This window comes from Streptomyces sp. NPDC047042 (assembly GCF_040644035.1).
Classification (GTDB): Bacteria; Actinomycetota; Actinomycetes; order Streptomycetales; family Streptomycetaceae; genus Streptomyces.
On the sequence record NZ_JBEYVP010000023.1, the window covers coordinates 152388 to 172042 of the forward strand.

A 19655-nucleotide genomic window follows, 5' to 3' on the forward strand; every position below is an offset into this window, starting at 1 on the left:
TCCCTGACGCGCCATGAGAAGCCGTCGGCTCTCCTGCTCCCTCCGGGGCGGGCGGGAGGGCCGACGGTGTCGTGCGATGCCTTACCTGAGGGACTCGAAGGGGTTCCTGAACGAGGTCAGGTCGCTTGCGCGGACCAGGCTGACTTCGCTGGGTTCGACGTCGTAGCCGGACAGGACCACCTCAGTGCTCTCGACGCGTCCCCGTGCGACCCAGGCACTGTGGACGCTGTTGCGCCACAGCTCGAACGTCACGGGATTCCCGTCCGCGGTGATGGTGACGGGTTCGGAGGCCGGCAAGCTGTCCGGGCGTTCCTCGCCAAGGTGGCAGTACATCGCATAGGCGCGTTCCAGAGCTTCGTCGGCCTCCGCATTTCCGGAGGAGGCGCTGAGGACCGTCATGTGCGCGACCTGGTAGTCGTAGTACGGAGAGCCGAACCACAGGGTCAGACGGACGTCCCCGGTGACCGAGTCGTAGCTGCGCCCCATGACCTGCCGTGATTCCGGCCAGTCGGCGTCGATGGCGAAGATGCTGAAGCCCTCTGTGTAGAGGCCGTGGTCGTTCACAGGTCGCATCCTGCCACCGCAGGAGAGTGGCGGGGAGCGGGGGCTGAGGGGCGTTACTCAGATGCCGGCTGGACGCGCCAGAGTGGAGCCGCGTACTGCTCCGGTCGGCTGTTGATGAGCAGTCGGCGCAGGTCATCGAGCTGCGAACCGTCGAGGTTCAGGACCTCGGTGAGGTGCCGGAACGTCGTGTGGGTGACTCCACGGAGCCTGGCTTCCGCCTCGAACTGGACGAGTTGAAGTAGCGCGGATTCGGCGTCGAGCTTCACCGGCCGTTGATGTCGATCCCTGAGCCGGAGGGCTTTCTTGCGCTCATAGTCGATCTCGGAGAAGCCACAGACAGACCTCACGGCTCAACGCTTCCACCTGTTCCAGAGTGGTTGTCGACGTCGACCTGATGGCGCGGGCCAACTTGTTGCGGCTCAACGCTTCGTCCAGGTCGACCTGGTGGAGAGTCGGACTGTCGTTGGTGAGGGGGACGGGAAGCCCGGCGTCCCGGACTTCACACGTGCCGCGTACGCCTCGGGCGGCTGCCGCGAGCATGCCTGTTGCCTCTGAGGGGTGCCATTCGAGGACCGAGCTGATGGTTTCCGCGTCCTCAGCGGTGAAGGTGTGGAGGCGGGGGCCGCCGAGCATGCCTTGCAGGTCTCGGTGTGACAGTTCGCCGTCGAGACCGGGCCCGGCGACCAACAGACGTATAGCTGCGTCCACTTGGCCGCAGGCGGCCAGCGTCAGGGAGTCGGCGAGCGGACTCTTCAGCGTCGGTTCGTCACCTCGGGCCAACACGTCGCCGCCGACGTCCAGGAGATCGATCGAGGTCGGCTGCAAGTAGGCGACGAGCTCTTCGAGTTGACGCGTGACGCCCTGGACGCCCTTCCTGGGGTCGATCAGGGCGAAGGTGTGGGGGAGTTCGGCCGCAAGCCGGGGGAGCGTGGACCCTGCGGGGGCGACCGGGCGGGCTGCCGCAGGCACCTTCCAGACGGCTGGGGTGAGCGGTTCGAGGCGGGCGAAGTCGTGAGGCCCCCGGGGACCCGGTACAGGGTCGATCAGCAAGCGGTCCCATGCATAGGTGAGGATCACGGCGCGCTCGCGGGTGCTGTACAGGGCGGCGTCAACCATTGCGGCGGCGACTGCGTCACCCCCGCCGCCTGCTGCGACGATCAACCGCGTCATGGGGCCAAGGGTACGGTCGGCTCGTTGACCGATCACCCTGACGGGAGTACGCATGAGCACCGTGACCTGGGAGGAGACGAAGCGCAAGGCGCGCGAGCGGCGTGAGGCCGCCGGGTTGCCCGTGCGCTCGGCTCAGGAAAAGCAGGCGGCGATGAACCGACTGACGGCGGAGGCGCGCGCTCACACACTCCCGTAGGTCAGGCGCTGCACAGCGTCAGAGGTGATGCTCGTGGGGCGCATTGTCAGTGGGCGCAGCTAGGGTCTCAGACGCGCGGCTGGCTTCCGAGGTGTCCAGCTCTGTAGAGCAGCTTCATCCCCGGCCTGTTGGGGGCGGCCCGGGTACGACCCGGGACCTAACCAACGGCCGGGCTCCGTCGATGGCCAAGGAGAGACCTGCCAGCGCCGGCCGCGCACCGAGCGGGCCGTCGCCGCGAATAATGACGCACGCTTTCAACTGCGATGGCGCTTCGCGGAACCGCGTACAGAGCCGTTCACCTGCGTACGTCGGCGGCTCAGCACCTCGCTGGGAGCGGCTTCGGGGCTCGGCTGAACGCCGGTGAACCAGGCTGAATCTGAGACCGACCCGTCCGACGGCCGTTGTCAGTGGTCCCGCCTAGTCTCCAGCCATGAGCATGATCGGTGAGTACTTGCGCGTAACGGCTGCTGAGCTTGACCAAGCGATCCAAGATCCTCACGGGGCTCTGGACTTCGTCGAAGAGGTCCAAGAGGCCGAGGAGGAGGCGGATCCCCCGCCGGCTGAAGCCCGCCACTTCAGCACGTACAAGACCTGGGACATGCTCCGTTTCTTGCTGGCGCGTGCCGACTTCCCCGTGAACGTGATCCACGGTGAAGAGCCATTCGCAGAGGACGAGGATTGGGGGTACGGGCCTCCGAAGTACCTGCGGCCTGAGCGGGTCCGGCTCGCGGCGGAAGCACTCCGGGCTACCAACTATGGCCAGCTCATCAGCGGCGTGGATCCTGCTGAACTGGTCAGCGCCGAGGTGTATCCACTCGGATGGAGCGAGCCCGGCTCGCTGGAGTGGGGGCGTCCCTATTACGACGACCTCACACAGTTCTTCGAGGCCGCTGCCAGGTCGAACGAGGCGATGCTTGTCTGGCTGGACTGACGGGCTACAGAGGCGATGAGGACCCCAGCTTGGGAAGCTGCGAGCATTTGAGGGTGGTTCGGGAGCTGACCTGGGCGAACGGCTGAGACGCGGCCTCGACGGGCTCGCAGGCATTCACCGTGATTCCCCGCTGTTCCCCGCTCCAATTGGTGCGCTTATCGTACGGTCAACGTTGGTGTTCGGGTCGGTCTGGTGGCCCCGCAGGCCAGTGCCTCTGCAAGCGACTCAGAGGTGCTGCTTGCCCGCGCTGACCAGCTGGCTGATGTCGTCACGAGTCTGCACTCTGAGAGTGTCGAGCTCGTCTCTGCTACTGGCCTTGGGCAGCGCCGTGATATCGGCAAGCACTTCCTCCGCGGTCCGGCTCAACGTCTCGTCATCCGTGAGCATCTGCACCCGGAACAGGGCCTCCTGGGCGCTGGAGCGCAAGTCGTAGGCGCGGAGACGCACCGTGTCGGCATCTTCCGGTGGCGGGTGCTCGTGCTGGCAAAACCAGAGGTGGACCAGGCAGCGGCGATAGTTGATCAACGTGCCAGCGTAGGCAGAGTAGGCGTCGAGTCGCTCCTGTCGGAGCTTCTCGCGGCGAGTGAACTGGTGGCTACTGTCGGTGGTGCGCTGCTGGAACGCCAGAGTGATCCCCGAACCGAGCAGAGTTCCCAGAACGGCTATGGCGCTGGCGATGATGGTCTCCACACCCAAAGCTGATCACGCGACGCCAGCTTTGGTGCGCCGTACGCCCAACTCCAATGCAACACCACGCTTTCCAACTGTGGTGGTGTCACCGGGGGCCCCGTACAGGAGCGTTCACCTGCGTTCATGGGCGGTTGGACCGCGAGACGAGCCCTGCGTGCGGTCCTTCCTGAACGGCCGTGAACTGGGCTGAACGAGACGGAAACTGAGACGGAGAGACACGCAGGGCTGAAACGCCTGGGCGGCGGGACAGCTTCGTCTATACAAGGATGCTGGCATGCGCTGCACCCGTGAAGAGTACGAGATACTCAAGTTGACTCGCCGCTATGTCACGCGCGACCGTCGGTATCTCAAGCTCGGCGGCGCACTTCTCAGTATGAGCGGGCGCGACCGAGCCAAGTTCATACGGAAGCTGGGCAAGGCTGCCGGTGAGATCAGTCCTCGTGAACTGGGCGTGCTGCTCGACCGAGGATGGCGCGAGAGGGGAACGGCCGCCTGGCTGATCGCCGTTGCCGGCAGAACCGAGTTCCGGGAACGTCTCGGCGAACTCCTGCTCGCCAGCGCGGGGCCCTTCGCGGGGCAGGATTACTGCGTTGCCCTGGCCACCTTCGGCACCTCCGCCGACGCTGACCTCCTGGTTGCTTACCTTGATCGCTACCTGCCTCGCCTTGACCTCTACTACGACCAGACGGCCACCCTGGGCGCGCTCTTGTTGCTCGACGCCAAGCTGGGTACCGACCGCAACTTCCGGTTCCTCGTCCCGGGCGGACTCTGGCAGCAGTGGATCGACGGGCCGGCCAGCAAGGCACGCGAGGACCCCGAAGACCCCGACGAGTACCGGGAGTTCATCGGGATGCTCTGCGCTTTCGCTGATGAAGCTGCCAAACACTGTTCGATCTGATCCACAGCCGACGACAGCCCGCCACCGTGGCGGGTCAGCCGACCGACTAGGCGCGCGTATGCCTCGCTGCACCCCCACCAGCCTCAACCACGCTGCCGGGACCGTCGATCAGAGCAAGCGGCGACAACTGGCCCGTGACAACGGAGCGGCGCCCTCAGCTTGGGAAGCTCAGTCTTCGACGCCCGGTGCCAGGACTGACCCATAACGGGCCAGCGCTGTGGCTTCCGCCTGGTCGGCTTGGCGTCCAGCGTTGGAGAATCGAGCAGGCATTTTTTCTGCTGACCAGCGTTAGCGATCGGTTATTGTGGCAATGGCTGCCTTAATGCACTACTGCGGCCGAAGCATCCGAACCCGGTTCCCATCATGTAGTGGTGCGAGCAAGGAACTCTTGTAGCTCCCGGTGGCGAAACTGATAGGCCATCCCAGCCACCCGCATCAGTCCGGCTTCGCAACACCAATCTAAAAAATTCCCCAACCGCCATGGGACCCAGATACTTGAATGACGGCGCGCACACAGCAGTAGTGCTAAGTAACGCAGCCCCGCAAGCCCGCCAGCAAAGTTCACCATCATCCCAATTACGCAGCCGCTAGCGGTAAAAAAGCCGTACATAGGTCCGTTCGTAAACCCACCGACGACCCCTGCTATGAGAATAAAAGCGAGTCGTGAGCCCATAACGGCGGTCGCGCTCCCTGTCCAATTTCCAGAGAGTCCGACGATTAACCCAGCTATCACACCGGTTAGGGTTCCGTCTGCAAGACCCGTTCCTAGCTCATATATGAGCCCCGCGATGAGTGTCAGCGTTAGAACAAAGAGGACCCCAGCCAAAAAGTCATTGCGCACGATGCTCCGAGGGTTTCCACTTCTCGCTATTCCGCTGTTAGATAGCCCCACAAGAAGTCCAATAAGTAGGCCGACTGCTATTCCACCCGTGACTCCGACGCCAACTCCATACACGAATCCGAGTGCTAATCCAAGCCCAAGTCCTGCGGCGAAGTGGCGTCGCCCTCGTCGTGTCCGCAGGTGAGTTCCGCCGACGCGGGCAGGTGAGGGCCATGTGGTAACCCATGCCTCAGCCCCAAAAAGCGCGGCACACACGACAGTTCCAGCAGAGGCAATCCATGCTTGAGGAAAAGCCGCAAACAACACTACGGCCATGGTTAGGAATGCGCCTATAGTTAGAAAGGCATGAACCGTTTTCGCAACGGAGGAACCAGAGATCGGCCAAAGCTCGTGTAGCACTAGGTCTGCCGTTGGCAACTGGCGCCCACCCAGCCTCCGCCCGGTGATTGCATTGTTGTGCAGATAGCGCGCCAGAACACCAAGCCAATGTCGGACGTTCTCGGGGGCGTAGGAACTGCGATTTCGGGTGGCATTTTGAGTGGCAGCGCGGAAGGCGTGATGCAATAAATGGTCACGGACGGAATCGGCACTGTTTAGCCCTGGTGTCAGCAGCTCGGAAGGGCTGCGAGTGAAGGCCCCCGACGATTCTCGCTGTTCATAGACAGTGGCGGCGAGAACAAGGCGCCATGGGGTGGATAGGCCCTGAGCTAGCGGCCCGGTGGGATGGTTTTGCAGTGCGCTGAAAACCCCCTGCCAACGTACCGCGTCGGCGGCTCGCGCCGTCAGGAAAGATCGGGCTACTTCTTGCGTGACGGGAGCGATGCTGATGCGGGCGGAGTCTTGCGCCCATATGTGCAGGACCTGCAACGAAGCGTAAGTATCGCTCCGGCACGTTACGACTAGTTGCCCTTTATTGATGCCATCAGCATATGCATTCATTGCCTGCACAGCCTGTACCGCATACGAGGTGTAGCCGGGATGATCGTCGGAATCCATTTCATCAAGACCGTCCAACACGGGAAGCACTCGCCTATTCTCCACCAACGCCGCAGCGGCAGCTGGCCGCAGTCGATAGACACTGATCAGATGAGCCGTGATCCAACCATCAAGACTGTTACGGGCAGGGTCAAACGCAGCTAGCGAAAGGCGGACCGGCACTGGGTCCCCCGACTCGCGATCCGTTAAGAGCAATAGCATCAGCTGTAATGCCATGACCGTCTTGCCTGCGCCAGGCGCGCCGGTGATCACTAGCCGCCCCGGCCGCAACGCTCGGTAGTAGGCAGCAACTTCTGTCAACCGCCCCGCCTGTCCTGCGCCGTGAGCGTTGTGTTCCGGGGTCGGTAGGAATGTGAACGCGAGATCGATGGTGCGATCGCTGTTCCCCAACAATTGCCGCCAGGTCACGCTTTCTTGTCTCTTGACTTCGCTCGCCAGACGGTCGGCCAGGCCTACCACATCCGTGTCTTGCCATTGCTGTGCTCGTACAGCCAACAGCAAGGCGAGGAGGCTGAGTCCGCCACCGATCACGGCTCCGGCAGGGTCCACGTCCCCCAAGCCTGCCCAAGCCACCAGCGCAAATGCCACGAGGCCCGTTAGCGCTACAGCAGCAGTGATCGCCTTCCTGCCACCCCATATGCTCATAGGCTGTGCTATTCCCAGCAGTTGGCACTTCGAAGCCGCCCCATCGCCGATCTATACCGGGCATAATCGGGGCAGGCGGCGTGCGGATTAACGATCTTGATCACGTTACCGTCTCCATCTCGGCTAGCTGGCACGGAGGCAGGAGCGCAGGCCCGGCCGCGCGCGGGGAGCGGAGCGAGCCGCCTTGAACCAGTAGAGAAAGTTGTAACTCAGTCGGGCGGGTCCGTCTCTCGGGCCGTGTGTCTGCGCGTGTGGCACACGGAGGGCTTGCGGACGTCAGTTGCGTGTAATCAACACCCATACGCTGAGGAACAGCCCGGCGGTTGCGATCGCGGAGTGCAGCACGACCCAGAGGATCCAGATCCTCAGCCGGAGGATGCGGGGAAACTCGGCTTGGTGCTCTGCTCGGTTGGCTGCAATCAGATCCGACAGTTTCAGTGCAGGATGGCGAAGCCCGATCTCATGACGCAGGGCGTCTGCCAGCCCGGAGTGAACAGCCCAGCGCTCGCCGTACTTGGCGCAGGTAGTAGCTCCGAAGACGCCAAGTGCACACAGCGGCAGCGTCACGCCTAGGGAGGACTCTTGGAGATTCCCCTGTTGAGCTAAGAAGCCGAGTGCGGCTGCCGCCACAATGATCACGATGTTCGTCAGCGCTGCCCGCTGGTTCTCCATTTGTCGTGCTTCCTCGCGGTGCCCCTTCCACAGGTCGAGTAGCACGTCACTCTCGTCTGCCATTGGCGCCTCCCCTGAGACCAGCAAAGCTCAGCCAGCCGTCGGAGCCAAGAGGGCCTGACCCACTTGACCTGAGCTGGCCTCGTTTCTGTGACCTGGCTGCTCGTCATGGATTGGCACGAGGTTTGAAATCGTGGGCACAGGCTGGGAGTTCGGTCGCCTGGCGGTGTGCGAGGGGTAGGAAGAGTGCCGGTCGGACTGTCCAGGTGATGCGTGTGCCGGCGTGGGTGATGGACACGGTGCAGGGTTTTGCGCGCAGGAGGGCTCTCCGGGTTTCGATGCGTCCCTCGTACAACCAGGCCCATGCCTCGTCGGAGCCGTCCGAGTCGAGTGCCGGTGAGATGGTCCGCAGCGCGATGGCGATCCATCTGTCCGCCTGGGGCGCTGAGTAGGCGTCGAAGGATCCCCGGAGTGCAGGTGGCTCCGCCTCGGTGAGGTCTTCGGTCCAGCACTCGCACCAAAAGCCCCGGCGGGGCCCGTCAGTCAGCACGGGTGGCCTCCAAGGTGGGAGCCGGCGAAGAGTTCCGCAGTCACGGTGTAGCCGCCGTGGCTGTCGTGGACGATGACCCGGCGGGCGAGTGCGGTGACCATGCTCAGGCCCCGGCCGTGCTCCGCCTCCTGGTCCCGGTGCTCGACTTTCGGGGCCGTACCTGTGCCTCCATCGTCCGTGACCGACAGGGCGATCACCTGTGCCGATACCGCGAGCGTCAGATGGAAGCTTCCCGCCTCCAACCCGCTGGCCGTGTGGAGGACCGCGTTCGTGCTCAGCTCGCTCACGATCAGTTCGGCGTCGTCGGCCAGGGGTGAGCCGTTCAGGATGTCGCGGGTCCAGCGCCGCGCCCTGCTGATCTCCTCCGGGAAGCCTGGGCAAGTAAGGCCCCAGACCCGCGCTGTGCTGCTTGCACTCATATACTCGTCCATACAAGTTCCTTCGTGCTGGTAGGCCGCCATGTGCAGCGGGTTCGGGCTAGACGAGTTTCACGCCGTCGTGGGCGCGGACGGCCGGCGGGGAGGTGGCGTCGAGTGCGTCCAGGACGCGGATCGCGTATGCCTCGTCGGCGAGTTCGGAGACTTCTTCGCGGGTTGCCCAGCGCAGTGCGCGGGTCTCGGTTCCGGTGGTCGGGGTGCCGTTGTCGGCCTCGCAGCGGAAGACCAGCGAGACGATCAGGCCTGCCATGTTCTTGTAGACGCCGGTCAGGGTCGCCGGAAGGGCGATCTTGATGCCTGTTTCTTCCAAGACCTCGCGTTGCAGGGCCTCGGGGATGGTTTCCTCGCGTTCGAGAACGCCGCCCGGGGGTTCCCACTGGCCGTTGTCGCGGCGCTGGATCAACAGAGCGCGGCCCTGGTCGTCGACGATGACTCCGGCAACGCTCACGGAGTGCGGACGGTCAGTGCTCACGTTCCTCGGCCCTCTCAAGTGGCTAGGCTCCTCACGTTAGCAACTGCACTCGCCCACTCGTCTAGATATCTAAAGGAGTAATCGTGGCCTCGCTCCCTTCCGGGCTGCTCGGTGATCTCGATCCCACGAGCGATCGTGCGGTCTTCCGGCAGATCGCCGACCAGCTGCGCGAGGCCATCGATCGTGGGCGGTTCGGGGAAGGGGCCAAGCTGCCGTCCGAGGCCGAGCTTGTTGAGTACTACGGGGTTTCCCGGATGACTGTCCGCAACTCTTTCTCCGTCCTCCAGGGGGAGGGGCTCGTGCACGCCGAACACGGCAAGGGCGTGTTCGTGCGGCCCCGGCCGCCCGTGCGGCGGCTTGCCTCCGACCGGTTCGCCCGGCGGCACAGAGAGCAGGGGAAGTCCGCGTTCATCGTCGAGGCCGACGCGGCCGGCAGTCACCCCCAGGTCGACAGTCTTGAGGTCAAGGAGGAGAAGGCCAGCCAGGACATCTCCACTCGCCTCGGCTCGGTACGGCGGGTGCTCGCCCGGCGGCGCCGGTATCTCCTCGACGGCAAGCCGGTCGAGTTCGCCGCTTCCTATCTCCCGCTCGACATCGCACGCGGTACCGCAATTGCCGAGCCCAATCCCGGACCGGGCGGCATCTACGCCCGACTTGAGGAACTCGGCCACCGGCTCGATCACTTCGAGGAGGAGATCCGGGCCCGGATGCCCGCGCCCACGGAGGTGAAGATGCTGCGGCTTGCCCCCGGCGTGCCCGTCATCCACCTGCTCCGGACCGCGTACGACACCGAGGGGCGGGCCGTGGAGGTCTGCGACACCGTCATGGCGGCCGATGCCTACGTGCTGTCGTACCAGCTCCCGGCGACCTGAGCGCAGGGGCAGGCCTCGAGGGCACCTCGCCGCGTGGACCCGTGGCCCCGTGCCACCCCTGGGGAGCAGATCGCACCGGTAGACTGTGCGAAAGTTGGAAAGTGGGAGAGTCGTGATTTCGCTAAATCCTGGGTAGTCTGCGTAGTAGAAGAGACATGGAAGGTGAGACTGGGAGGTCATCCATGGCTGTGGCTACGTTCCAGGCCACCGTGCGCGACAAGGGGCAGCTGACGCTGCCCGCAGGCGTGCGTGAGGCGCTGGGGGTCTCCCCAGGTGACGAGCTCGAGTTCGAGATCAACGATGCCGGCGTCGTCGAGGTTCACGGACTGAGGAAGATCCGCACCGACCAGGCGTGGTTCTGGGCGGAGCGGTGGCAGGTCGGTGAGCGCGAGGCCAGTGAGGACATCGCGGCTGGGCGCACGACCCGCCACGAGGACGTGGACGGCATGTTCGCGCACCTCGGCAAGGAGAGCTGACCCCGACCGCCGGAGGCCCTATTGCCCACTTTCACTACGACTGCCCGTTTCGACCGCGACTTTCGAAAGCTTCTCCCGCAGGAGCGCAAGCGGTTCGAGGACACCGTCCGGAAGAAGTTCGTACCGGATGTTGCGACTGGGCAGTTTCGACCCGGCCTCCGGGTCAAGCCGGTCCTGGGAGTCAGGCTCCCTGACGGCGAGCGTCCCATCATGGAAATGACCTGGGCACCTGACGGGCGCGCCACCTGGCAGTACGGAGATGAACTCCGCGAAGGTGAACCGCACGTCATCTGGCGCCGGGTCGGTGGGCACGAGATCTTCGATCCCGGTCCCGCCTGAGCAACCGAGAGCGGTCCACCTGTTGGACAGGGTGGGCCGCTCTCGGCGTTCTCCCGCTGTCATGTCATGTCATGTCAGGGTCGGAGAATCTCCCCCGTCCGTCGGTTCCCGGTCCGAGCGTGGCCACACGTAAGGCAAGTCGTCCGGTACGCCCGGGAAACAGGGCCCGTACGTGGCCGGGTCCTTGCGGACCAGTGCCGACTGGTGGCTGCGGTGGAACGCCTCGTCGCCCAGCCACGGCGGTAGCTCCCCGGCCGCCGCCAGGGCCGGCTGGTCGCGGACAGGCGAGGTGTTCGGACGGTGTTCCGCCAGGCCGGCGAGCAGTGACGCGGCGCAGCTGTCCTCGTGGCCCTGTTCGCACCACACCCGGCAGATCTCCAGGCCGTACCTCACCAGTGCCTCCTCGTAGCCGCTCCACATGCGTACGGCGGGATGCCTGCGCCAGCCGTAGCCCGGCACCGTCAGTCCCCGCAGGACCTGGAGGGCCTCGACCCGCTGTTTGCCCAGGCGGCGGCGGTCCAGGAGCAGGGCGGAGCGTCGGAAATCGGGATCTGCCAGGAATGTCTGCATGGTCGTCGGCCGGTCGGCCGGTCGGTCGGTCGGTCAGCGTTGGCGTCGGTGTCGGTGTAGGGCTGAGGGCTTGTGGACGGCCGTCTTGCCCGACTTCGCGCTGCGGACCTCGTACTGCGGGTCCTCGGGGGAGGCGTCCACCTCGCGGCCGGCGGCCTTCGTACGCTTGGTGATCTTGCGTTCGACCTTGCCCTCGGCGGTGGATCCGTGGCTCTTCCAGGTCACCTTGTCGCCCTTGCCGTACTGCTCGTCCCGGGTTCTGTCCCGTCCTTCGTTCCGGTGTGGCCTTTTTGTGGTCATGGTTCCGGTCCTTTCTGGGGTTTCATCGCCGCGCGGTCCGCCGCGCCTCCCGCGCCGAGCAGGCCTGTCGGGGTCAGGGGTTCGTGGGCCGTCAGGCGCGGTAGCGCGCGGCGGGATCGGCGCAGGATCAGCGGGGGTAGCGCCGCGCGTACCGGCTGCAGGAGTCGTAGCCACGGTGGGGCGTACACGGCCGTACGGCGGTGTTCCAGGCCGTGTACGAGCCGGTCTGCGACCGTTTCCGCGCTGGAGACCCGCCGCGCCGGCGCCGGCATGAGGGCGCGCAGTTCGCGCAGTACGGCGTGCTGGTCGGCGTCACGCACCATGTCGGTGTCGATCCAGTTGAGGTAGGCGATGCCCACCCCGACGCCGCGGTGGGCGACCTCGGCGCGCAGCGCGTGTGCGAAGGCCTCCGCGCCGGCCTTGGAGGCGCAGTACGCGCTCATCAGGGGCGCGGAACCGAGTGCGGCCAAGGAGGCTATCTGTAGGTAGTAGCCCTGCGTTGCGTACAGGTCCGGGAGGAAGGTCCGTGCCGTCTGCGCGCTGCCTACGAGGTTCACCTCGACCACCCGACGCCAGTCGGCCGGGTCGGTGGCGTCGAAGGGGCCGCCTGCCGCGACGCCCGCGTTGGCGATCACGGCCGAGGGCCGACCGAGACGGGCGCGTACCTCGGCCGCCGCCCGCTCCAGTGCCCGTACGTCGGTCACGTCGACCTCTATTGCCAGGGCGGGTGTCGGCAGGCGCGCGGCCAGCTCCTCCAGCGGGGACCCCTCGTGCCCGAGCAGCGCCAACCTGGCCCCTCGCGCGGCGATTTCGTGCGCCAGTGCCGCCCCCAGACCGCGCGCGGCGCCGGTCACCACGACCGTCCGGTCCTTCAGCGGGCTGCTGCTTCGCACGGGTGGGCCTTCCCTTCTCGTACCGGCCGGCAGGACGGGCCGGCTCTCACTCCTCGGCGTCCGGCGGGCGGGCCGTGTGGTCGCGGTGACCGGGCGTACGGCGGTTCTCCTTCATCTCCGCTTCGTACAAATGGCCCCGGCCGTCGGCGAGTTCGCTCACCAGGTTGTGCTCCAGCTCCTGGAACGGGCGGTAGTAGGTGGCGTTGTAGGCCTCGACGATCTGGAACGTCCAGTGGCCGGGGATGACGTTGCGGCCCAGGATCTCCGCCTCGACCTTCTCGGCCCAGCCGTTATGCCCGGCCTCGCGCAGCAGACGTACCGCCCGGTCGAGTTCCAGGTCGGCTCCGCCGGTCAGCTGGTGGAAGCCGTAGAGGTGGCCGCGGGCCCGCTCGGTGGTCTCCAGTGCCTTCGACAGGGCGCCGAGGGCCTCGAGGGTGGTGTCGTCGACGCCGTCCGGTCGCCGGTGGCGGCGGTCGGGACCGTCCTGGTGGTCACTCATGCCACTCCCTCGATGTATCGGTGTATCGGTGAGTTCGGTGGTTGTCAGTCGGAGACCCTGCGGCCCGTGCGGTCGCGCCGGGTCAGGAGGCGTTGGGCGTGGGTGCGGATCAGGCCCGGTACGCGGTGGGCGCGCAGGGCCGCGCGGGCTGCGTTGGCGCCGGGCGCTCCGTGTACGCCTCCTCCGGGATGGGCTCCGGCGGAGGCCAGGAAGAGGCCCGCGACGGGGGTCTCCGGGCGGCCCGTGCCGGGCACCGGGCGGAAGAAGAGCTGCTGGTGGAGGGCGGTCGTGCCGCCGTTGATGGCGCCGCCGGGGAGGTTGGCGTCGAGTGCCTCGAGGGTGGGCGGGGCCAGGACGCGCCGGGCGCGGACACGGCTGCGGAAGCCGGGGGCGAACCGTTCGACCTGCCGTTCGACGCGGTCCGCCATGCGTTCCTGGTCCGTCTTGTCCCAGGTGCCGTCGATGCCCTCCTCGCCCGCGTCCCGGCGGATGTCGTGCGGGATGTGGGTGTAGGCCCAGGCCGATTCCGTGCCGCGCGGGGAGCGGGAGGCGTCTGCCGTGGTCATCTGGCCGAACAGGGCGAAGGGACGGTCGGGCACCTCGTGCATGGCGATCTGCGCGGCGAACCGGGTCAGCTCGTCCATGCCGTCGGCGAGGTGGACGGTCCCGGCCCGGTCGGCCCCCTCGGCCTGCCAGGGCACGGGACCGTCGAGTGCCCAGTCGACCTTGAAGGTGGCGAAGTCCCACTGGAAGCGCCGCAGGTCGTCCAGTAGCTGTGCGGGCAGGTGTTCGGGGCCGACGAGCTCGCGGTAGAGGACCGGTACGGCGACATCGGCGAGCACCGCCCTGCGCACGGGCACCGCCTCCCCGCCTGCGGTTCGCACCCCGACGGCCCGCCCACCGCGTACGACGACGGTCTCCACCCGCTCCCCGCAGCGCACCCGCCCTCCACGCGCGCGCAGCCGCCGGATCAGCGCGTCGGTCAGCGCGCCCGAGCCGCCGACCGGCACCGGAAAGCCGTACGTCTGTCCGAGCATCGACATCAGCCAGCCGAAGCCGCCGCTGCCGGCCGCCTCGGGGGCGAGGTCGGCGTGCAGGGCGTTGCCCGCCAGCAGCAGCCGCCCGCCCTCACCGCGGAACTCCTCCTCGCCCAGCCTGCGTACGGGAAGGATCAAGGACCGTGCCGTACGCAGCCCGCCGGCCGTTCGCAGGGTCCGGCCCAGCCGGGCCGCCGCCCTGACCGGCGGAAACGGGGTGAACAGCGCGCCCAGCACATCGGGCCGCACGGTCTGCCACAGGTCGCACAGTCGCCGCCAGGCATCCCCGTCGCCCGGCGCGAACGTGTCGAGGGAGGCGGCGGTGGTGTCGACGCGCCGGTCCAGTACGGCGCACCGGCCGTCGCTCAGGGGATGCGCGAGCACCGCCGGGGCGTGGCTCCAGCGCAGCCCGTACTCCTCGAGGTGGAACCCGGCCAGGATCGAGGACGCGGCGGCCAACGGGTAGAAGGAGCTGAACAGGTCGTTGACGAAGTCGGGATCGACGCCCCGGTCGTGGCGGACGGCGCCGCCCGGCTCGGGCTGTTCCTCGAGGACCTCGACGCTCCAGCCGGCGTCCGCCAGGATGTTGGCGGCCACCAGCCCGTTGGGTCCGGCACCGATCACGACGGCGTCAACGGCCTCAATGGCGTCAACGGCGTCAACGGCGTCAACGGCGTCAGGCATGGGCGAGACCCTCCCCGACCCCTTCTGTGTCTCCGGCCCCGTCCTCGCAGCAACGGGCGAGTCGCGCGAGCATGGCCCGGTGCCGGAGCTGTATCAGCGCCTCGAACCCCACGTTGTGCAGAGCGCCCCCGGCCCCCTGCAAGGGATGTTCGTCGACGAGAACCAGACAGTGCTCGCCCCACTCCCGCAACTCGATCGCGATACGGGCCGTGCCGAGGACCCCGGCGGCAGCCTCCAGTTCCAGGACGGATCCCTCCTGGCAGCGGCGTACGACCGTCTCGTTGCCGACCCGGAAGGGGCCCAGCCGCACCTCGTAACCGATCGCCGAGTCCTGCTGCGGCCACTGGCCGGACACCGGCTGCGAGGACGACGTTCCCACCACCCATTCCGCGTACCTGCTGCCGTCGGAAAGGACCTCCCACACTCTGGCGGGGCTGGCTTTGATCAGGCGATGACGTACGGCCACGGGTATCTCCAGTCTCACGAGTCTCACGAGTCTCGGGAATTTCAGGATTTTCAGGATGTTCAGGAATCTCACGCGTTGCCGATGGCGGAGACCATCGCCGAGTTCCCTGTCGCCTGTGGGCCAACCACCGGGCACTCGTGCACTCGTCCTGCACACGCCGATTTCGCGTGCCCACTGCAACCGCAGTGGCTGAAAACGTGTCTCTGGGTGCATGCTCTGTGGTCCTGGGCGGGTGGGTTTCCGGCAGCACGTGCGGTACGTGCGGTACGTGCGGCGCGTAGGCCTTGGGGGTCTGGAATGAGTTCTGCGACGAGCACGTGGGAAGTACCCGGATACACCGGCTCGCTGGAGCTCGGCGCGGGGGCGAGCGGGCGGGTCGTCCTCGCCGTGCACGAGGCGACCGGCGTCCCGGTCGCGGTGAAGTACCTCAGCGACTCGCTGCGCACCCGGCCCGGCTTCGTACGCGACTTCAGGGCGGAGGCGCGGCTCCTCGGCGGGCTGGAGAGCGCGTACGTCACCAACCTGTACGAGTACGTCGAGAGCCCGGACGGCGCCGCCATCGTGATGGAGCTGGTGGACGGCATCTCGTTGCGGACCCTGCTGACCAGCCGGGGCACGCTCGACCCCGAGTCCGCCCTGGTGATCCTCAAGGGGTCGCTGCTCGGCCTGGCCGACGCGCACCGCGTAGGCGTCGTCCACCGCGACTACAAGCCGGCGAACGTCCTGGTCGCACCGGACGGCTCGTCCAAGCTGGTCGACTTCGGGATCGCGGTGGACGCCGGCACCAGCGTCGGCGTGGCCGGAACCCCCGCCTACATGGCCCCGGAGCAGTGGACCGGCGCTCCCGCCTCGCCGGCCGCCGATGTGTACGCGGCCACGGCCACGTTCTTCGAGTGCCTCACGGGCCACAAGCCGTACCCGGGTGACAACCTCGCCGAACTCGCGCTGCAGCACGTCGACGCGCCCGTCCCCGCCGACGAGGTCCCCGAGTCGGTGCGGGAGCTTGTCCGGCGCGGTCTGGCCAAGGAGCCGGGGCAACGGCCCAGCCAGGCCGAGGAGTTCGTGATCGAACTGGAGGCGGTCGCGGGCGCCGCCTACGGTCCCGACTGGGAGGAACGCGGCCGGGGCCGGCTCGCCGCGCTGGTCGCCCTGCTGCCGCTGCTGCTGCCCTCGGCACGCGGCGCGCAGCGGACCACCACGGACACCGCCCGTACGGTCCTGGGCAGCGAACCGGGCCTCGGCGGCGCGCGTTCGTGGCGGCCCGGCCGCCCGGGGATGCTGGTGGCGGGCGCGGCCGTACTCCTGGCCGTCGTCCTGTCCTACGGCATGCCGGACACCCAGGGAGTGGATCCGCAGGAGGCGGCGGCGCAGGCCCTGGCGACCACCAGTGCCCAGCCCGGCGTGGAGTCCGGAGGTCTTCTCGCCACTCCGGCCGCGTCCGACACCTCGTCCCCGTCGTCCTCCGTGTCGCCCAGCTCCTCGCCCTCGCCATCGGCCTCGGACTCGGCCTCGGCCTCGCCGTCCTCCGCGTCACCCGGCCTTACGCCCTCGGCCCCGGCGACGTCCGACACCGGCGGGCCCGCCACCGTCGCTCCGCCCCCGCCGGGGACCACGACGCCCGCCCCGACACCGACCGCGACCGACACCGATCCGGCGCCGACGACCAGCGCCCCCACGGGGCCGGCCGCGCCCGGCGTCAAGGACGTCGCGATTTCGGGCTTCCGGCAGACGGGTCCGACGACCGCCACGGCCACGATCGACATCACCACGGACGGCACCGGTCCGATCTCCGTCACCGTGTCGTGGTCCACGAGCGACAACGGGCTGCGGCTCGCCGCCACGTCGGACGGCCCGTCCCAGACGTTCGAACGCAGCGGCGCCACGCAGTACACGCTCACCGTCGAGCACACCTTCCAGGGCGACGGCTGCTACTGGACGGTGCAGGCCACCACCACTCCGGCCTCCGCAGACGGCGGCGCCTCGCAGCAGCTTCTGACCAGAGGGTGTGCCATCGGATGACCGCGTATGACGACGACCGCATCCCCGGTTCCCCTACCGGGACCGACGAGCCCACCCGGGTGCTGCGCACGGGCGAGGACGAGTTCACTCGGGTGCTGCATGCGGACGACGACTCCACCCGGGTGATCGGCCCGGCGGCTGACGTCGACTCCACCGGGGTGATCGGCCCGGCCGACCTCGATTCCACGACGGTGCTCAACCTGGCCGACGTCGAGTTCACCAAGGTGCTCGGCCCGGCCGACGCCGAGCCCCTCCAAGCCCCGCAGCCGCGTCCGGACGACGACGACGACGAGTACAGCGCGACCGTGCTGGCCAGCCACTGGATCCAGCGGCCCGAGCCGGAGACCGTTCCCGCCGGGCCACCCACGACGAACTCGGCGAACCTGCTGGAGAAGCCGCCGCCGACACCAGCTACCGCACCCGCGTCACTCACCCCTCCGACGCTGCCCGACCGTACCGAGGGCACCGTCCTGCGGTTCGGCCCCGGGGTGACGGCGGCCGTCGCGAACCGTACCCACAGCACGCTGAACGTGGCGCCGCCACCCCTCGTACCCCCGCGCAGGCGCCTGCGAAGACAGGCGTTGCCCGCCCTCGTCCTGCTCATCGTCATCGCGTTCCTCGCCTGGCAGCGCCTGGGACCGGACATCGCGGCACGCACCGTGGAGGTGACGGCCCGGCCGACGCTGCTGGGCTGCGACACCACCGCGGACATCGCCGCCCGCGTCACCACGAACGGCCGGCCGGGCACCCTCTCCTACCGCTGGACCCGAAGCGACGGCACCGCCTCGGGCGTACTGCGCGAGGAGATGGCCCGGGGCCAGAAACACGCGAACCTCCACCTGCTGTGGACCTTCCAGGGCAAGGGCCGCTACACGGCACAGGCCGAACTGCACCTCCTCTCACCCACCCGGCGTACGGTGACCGCGCACTTCACGTACGACTGCCGCTGAGCCGCTGAGCGGTGACTTCCACCGGCCGACGACCCCGCTGAGCGGTCTGGGGGAACGCGGAGGCCCGAATTTCCCTCCTTCTGGATGAAGGAATACGCACAGACAGGGAAATCGGGTATCAACCGGCATGGGTCTGACCAGCGAAACGACTGTGTACGTGATGACGGCTGTCGCCGCCGTGAGTGTGGCGCTGTTGGTCTGGTCGTGGCCACGGTTCGCCCGGCGGGGACTGTGGCAGGTGCTGGGGCGGCTGGTGGCCATCGGGACGACCCAGGTGGTGATCATCGCGGCGTTCGCGTGCTGGGTGAACTCGTCGTACCAGTTCTTCGGATCGTGGAACGAACTCTTCGGCCGCGTCGAGACGGCCCCCGTCGAGCTGACCCAGGCGGGCGGAGGTGTCGGAGGCGTCGGCACGATGAGCGGCGCCGCCATGAAGGGGGCGCTGGTACAGCCGGACACCAATGAGCAGTTGGGCCAGGTCAGCGGACTGCCCACCGGGCCCGCCTCGGTGGACGGGCGGGTGGAGTCCGTGAAGGTCATCGGACGCCGCACCGGCGTGGTCGACCCGGCGTTCGTCTATCTGCCGCCGCAATATTTCCAGAAGGCGTACCAACGGCAGCGCTTCCCGGTGATCGTCGCCCTCAGCGGCTACCCGGGCAGCATCTTCAACCTCGCGCAGCATCTGCGGGTGCCGCAGATCGCGGGCGATCTGCAGCGGCGCGGTCAGATGCAGCCGACGGTCATGGTGATGATCCGGCCGACGATCGCGCCGCCGCGCGACACCGAGTGCGTGAACGTACCGGGCGGGCCGCAGACCGAGACCTTCCTGGCCAAGGATCTGCCCGACGCCCTGAAGTCCGCCTACCGGGTGGGTCATGCCGCCAGTGCCTGGGGTGTCATGGGCTACTCCTCGGGCGGCAGTTGCGCCCTTCAGCTGACGATGCGTGATCCGCACGTGTACACGACGGCGGCCGCGCTGTCGCCCGACTACAAGGTCAAGGACGATCCGACGACCGGAAGCCTCTTCGGCAGCGGACCGGACCGGGACGAGCGGATCAACGGCCACGACCTGATGTGGCGGCTCAAGCATCTGCCCGCTCCCCAGGTGTCCGTCCTGGTGGCCGAGAGCAAGCACGGCGAGCGCGGTTATCCGCAGACGCAGGCGTTCGTCAGGGCCGTCAAGCCGCCCATGCGGGTCGTGACGATCCTGCCCGAGCACGGCAGCCACAACTTCCCGACCTGGGTACAGGAGATGCCTCCCGCCCTGAAGTGGATGAACCAGCAGCTGACGTTCCCCCAGGACGCGGTGCCCCGCCACCTGAAGAAGGCGCCGGCGGCCGCCGACGACCCGAAGCCCGGTCATGAGAACCTGCGCGCCGAGGGTTTGGAGCCGAGGGCCACTGCCACGAAGCGGAAGTAAAGCCCGCACACGGGGAGGAGGGGAGGGGCCGGATGGTCTCGCCCTGGGGGCGCTCCGGATGTCCACCA

The 19655-nt window shown here is 67.6% G+C and carries 22 protein-coding genes and 1 pseudogene; 9 read left to right on the forward strand and 14 right to left on the reverse strand.

The genetic code is table 11. The features are described from left to right. Positions 1 to 81: 81 nt before the first annotated feature. Positions 82 to 564 (reverse strand): hypothetical protein, encoded by a 483-nt coding sequence (locus ABZ855_RS26835; RefSeq protein ID WP_360810992.1) that lies wholly within the window; start codon positions 562 to 564, stop codon positions 82 to 84. Positions 565 to 617: 53 nt separating this feature from the next. Then, positions 618 to 1680 (reverse strand): annotated as a pseudogene (locus ABZ855_RS26840) (DUF1152 domain-containing protein). Between the two features lie 106 nt (positions 1681 to 1786). On the opposite strand from ABZ855_RS26840, the gene ABZ855_RS26845 reads away from it, so the two are divergent. Then, positions 1787 to 1930, forward strand: coding sequence for a hypothetical protein (locus ABZ855_RS26845; RefSeq protein ID WP_360810994.1), 144 nt, complete (start codon positions 1787 to 1789; stop codon positions 1928 to 1930). A 430-nt stretch (positions 1931 to 2360) separates the two neighbouring features. After that, positions 2361 to 2861, forward strand: a complete 501-nt coding sequence (locus tag ABZ855_RS26850) for a YfbM family protein (RefSeq protein WP_360810996.1) — start codon at positions 2361 to 2363, stop codon at positions 2859 to 2861. A gap of 225 nt (positions 2862 to 3086) precedes the next feature. On the opposite strand, the gene ABZ855_RS26855 is transcribed toward ABZ855_RS26850, so the two are convergent. Then, entirely contained in the window at positions 3087 to 3551 is a 465-nt protein-coding gene (locus ABZ855_RS26855) for a hypothetical protein (RefSeq protein ID WP_360810998.1), read from the reverse strand. A gap of 274 nt (positions 3552 to 3825) precedes the next feature. On the opposite strand from ABZ855_RS26855, the gene ABZ855_RS26860 reads away from it, so the two are divergent. Continuing rightward, positions 3826 to 4449, forward strand: coding sequence for a DUF6000 family protein (locus ABZ855_RS26860; protein ID WP_360810999.1), 624 nt, complete (start codon positions 3826 to 3828; stop codon positions 4447 to 4449). A 361-nt stretch (positions 4450 to 4810) separates the two neighbouring features. On the opposite strand, the gene ABZ855_RS26865 is transcribed toward ABZ855_RS26860, so the two are convergent. From ABZ855_RS26865 to ABZ855_RS26885, 5 genes are all read right to left on the reverse strand, one after another. Beyond that, a complete protein-coding gene (locus ABZ855_RS26865) occupies positions 4811 to 6874 on the reverse strand; it encodes an NACHT domain-containing protein (RefSeq protein WP_360811000.1) in 2064 nt (687 codons plus the stop codon). Positions 6875 to 7207: 333 nt separating this feature from the next. Next, positions 7208 to 7666: a hypothetical protein gene (locus tag ABZ855_RS26870; protein WP_360811002.1), complete on the reverse strand. Its 459-nt coding sequence runs from the start codon at positions 7664 to 7666 to the stop codon at positions 7208 to 7210. A gap of 103 nt (positions 7667 to 7769) precedes the next feature. Beyond that, entirely contained in the window at positions 7770 to 8153 is a 384-nt protein-coding gene (locus ABZ855_RS26875) for a hypothetical protein (RefSeq protein WP_360811004.1), read from the reverse strand. Next, complete coding sequence (locus ABZ855_RS26880; RefSeq protein WP_360811006.1) at positions 8147 to 8584, reverse strand: ATP-binding protein; 438 nt, start codon at positions 8582 to 8584, stop codon at positions 8147 to 8149. The genes ABZ855_RS26875 and ABZ855_RS26880 overlap by 7 nt, the downstream gene beginning before the upstream one ends. Positions 8585 to 8630: 46 nt before the next feature. Beyond that, positions 8631 to 9038, reverse strand: a complete 408-nt coding sequence (locus ABZ855_RS26885) for an NUDIX hydrolase (protein ID WP_360811060.1) — start codon at positions 9036 to 9038, stop codon at positions 8631 to 8633. A 107-nt stretch (positions 9039 to 9145) separates the two neighbouring features. Here ABZ855_RS26885 and ABZ855_RS26890 point away from each other — a divergent pair, with 107 nt between their 5' ends. The 3 genes from ABZ855_RS26890 (at position 9146) to ABZ855_RS26900 (ending at position 10749) form a co-directional block, all read left to right on the forward strand. Then, a complete protein-coding gene (locus tag ABZ855_RS26890; RefSeq protein ID WP_360811008.1) occupies positions 9146 to 9934 on the forward strand; it encodes a GntR family transcriptional regulator in 789 nt (262 codons plus the stop codon). Positions 9935 to 10116: 182 nt separating this feature from the next. Continuing rightward, the gene (locus ABZ855_RS26895; protein WP_360811010.1) at positions 10117 to 10410 is read left to right on the forward strand and encodes an AbrB/MazE/SpoVT family DNA-binding domain-containing protein; all 294 of its coding nucleotides are present in this window, start codon (positions 10117 to 10119) and stop codon (positions 10408 to 10410) included. Positions 10411 to 10626: 216 nt separating this feature from the next. Beyond that, the gene (locus ABZ855_RS26900; protein ID WP_319205803.1) at positions 10627 to 10749 is read left to right on the forward strand and encodes a hypothetical protein; all 123 of its coding nucleotides are present in this window, start codon (positions 10627 to 10629) and stop codon (positions 10747 to 10749) included. Between the two features lie 69 nt (positions 10750 to 10818). Here the strand turns inward: ABZ855_RS26900 and ABZ855_RS26905 are convergent, their stop codons facing one another. Genes ABZ855_RS26905 through ABZ855_RS26930 form a run of 6 tightly spaced genes read right to left on the reverse strand, consistent with a single transcriptional unit; the run spans position 10819 to position 15198 of the window. Then, complete coding sequence (locus ABZ855_RS26905; protein WP_360811012.1) at positions 10819 to 11319, reverse strand: MSMEG_6728 family protein; 501 nt, start codon at positions 11317 to 11319, stop codon at positions 10819 to 10821. 33 nt (positions 11320 to 11352) lie between these two features. Next, positions 11353 to 11619 carry a DUF2945 domain-containing protein gene (locus tag ABZ855_RS26910; protein ID WP_360811014.1) on the reverse strand — a complete coding sequence of 89 codons (267 nt, stop codon included), beginning with the start codon at positions 11617 to 11619 and terminating at the stop codon, positions 11353 to 11355. Continuing rightward, entirely contained in the window at positions 11616 to 12512 is an 897-nt protein-coding gene (locus ABZ855_RS26915; RefSeq protein WP_360811016.1) for an SDR family oxidoreductase, read from the reverse strand. Before ABZ855_RS26915 ends, ABZ855_RS26910 begins: the two co-directional genes overlap by 4 nt. 46 nt (positions 12513 to 12558) lie before the next feature. After that, positions 12559 to 13011, reverse strand: a complete 453-nt coding sequence (locus ABZ855_RS26920; protein WP_360811018.1) for a hypothetical protein — start codon at positions 13009 to 13011, stop codon at positions 12559 to 12561. A gap of 44 nt (positions 13012 to 13055) precedes the next feature. Then, positions 13056 to 14732 carry an NAD(P)/FAD-dependent oxidoreductase gene (locus tag ABZ855_RS26925; RefSeq protein WP_360811020.1) on the reverse strand — a complete coding sequence of 559 codons (1677 nt, stop codon included), beginning with the start codon at positions 14730 to 14732 and terminating at the stop codon, positions 13056 to 13058. After that, positions 14725 to 15198 (reverse strand): SRPBCC family protein, encoded by a 474-nt coding sequence (locus tag ABZ855_RS26930; protein WP_360811062.1) that lies wholly within the window; start codon positions 15196 to 15198, stop codon positions 14725 to 14727. The genes ABZ855_RS26925 and ABZ855_RS26930 overlap by 8 nt, the downstream gene beginning before the upstream one ends. 297 nt (positions 15199 to 15495) lie before the next feature. On the opposite strand from ABZ855_RS26930, the gene ABZ855_RS26935 reads away from it, so the two are divergent. The 3 genes from ABZ855_RS26935 to ABZ855_RS26945 all read left to right on the forward strand — a co-directional run bounded on the left by ABZ855_RS26935 (position 15496) and on the right by ABZ855_RS26945 (position 19587). Next, complete coding sequence (locus ABZ855_RS26935) at positions 15496 to 17217, forward strand: serine/threonine-protein kinase (RefSeq protein WP_360811022.1); 1722 nt, start codon at positions 15496 to 15498, stop codon at positions 17215 to 17217. Beyond that, the gene (locus ABZ855_RS26940) at positions 17214 to 18167 is read left to right on the forward strand and encodes a hypothetical protein (RefSeq protein WP_360811024.1); all 954 of its coding nucleotides are present in this window, start codon (positions 17214 to 17216) and stop codon (positions 18165 to 18167) included. Before ABZ855_RS26935 ends, ABZ855_RS26940 begins: the two co-directional genes overlap by 4 nt. Positions 18168 to 18294: 127 nt before the next feature. After that, complete coding sequence (locus ABZ855_RS26945) at positions 18295 to 19587, forward strand: alpha/beta hydrolase-fold protein (RefSeq protein WP_360811026.1); 1293 nt, start codon at positions 18295 to 18297, stop codon at positions 19585 to 19587. The last annotated feature ends 68 nt before the right edge of the window (positions 19588 to 19655 follow it).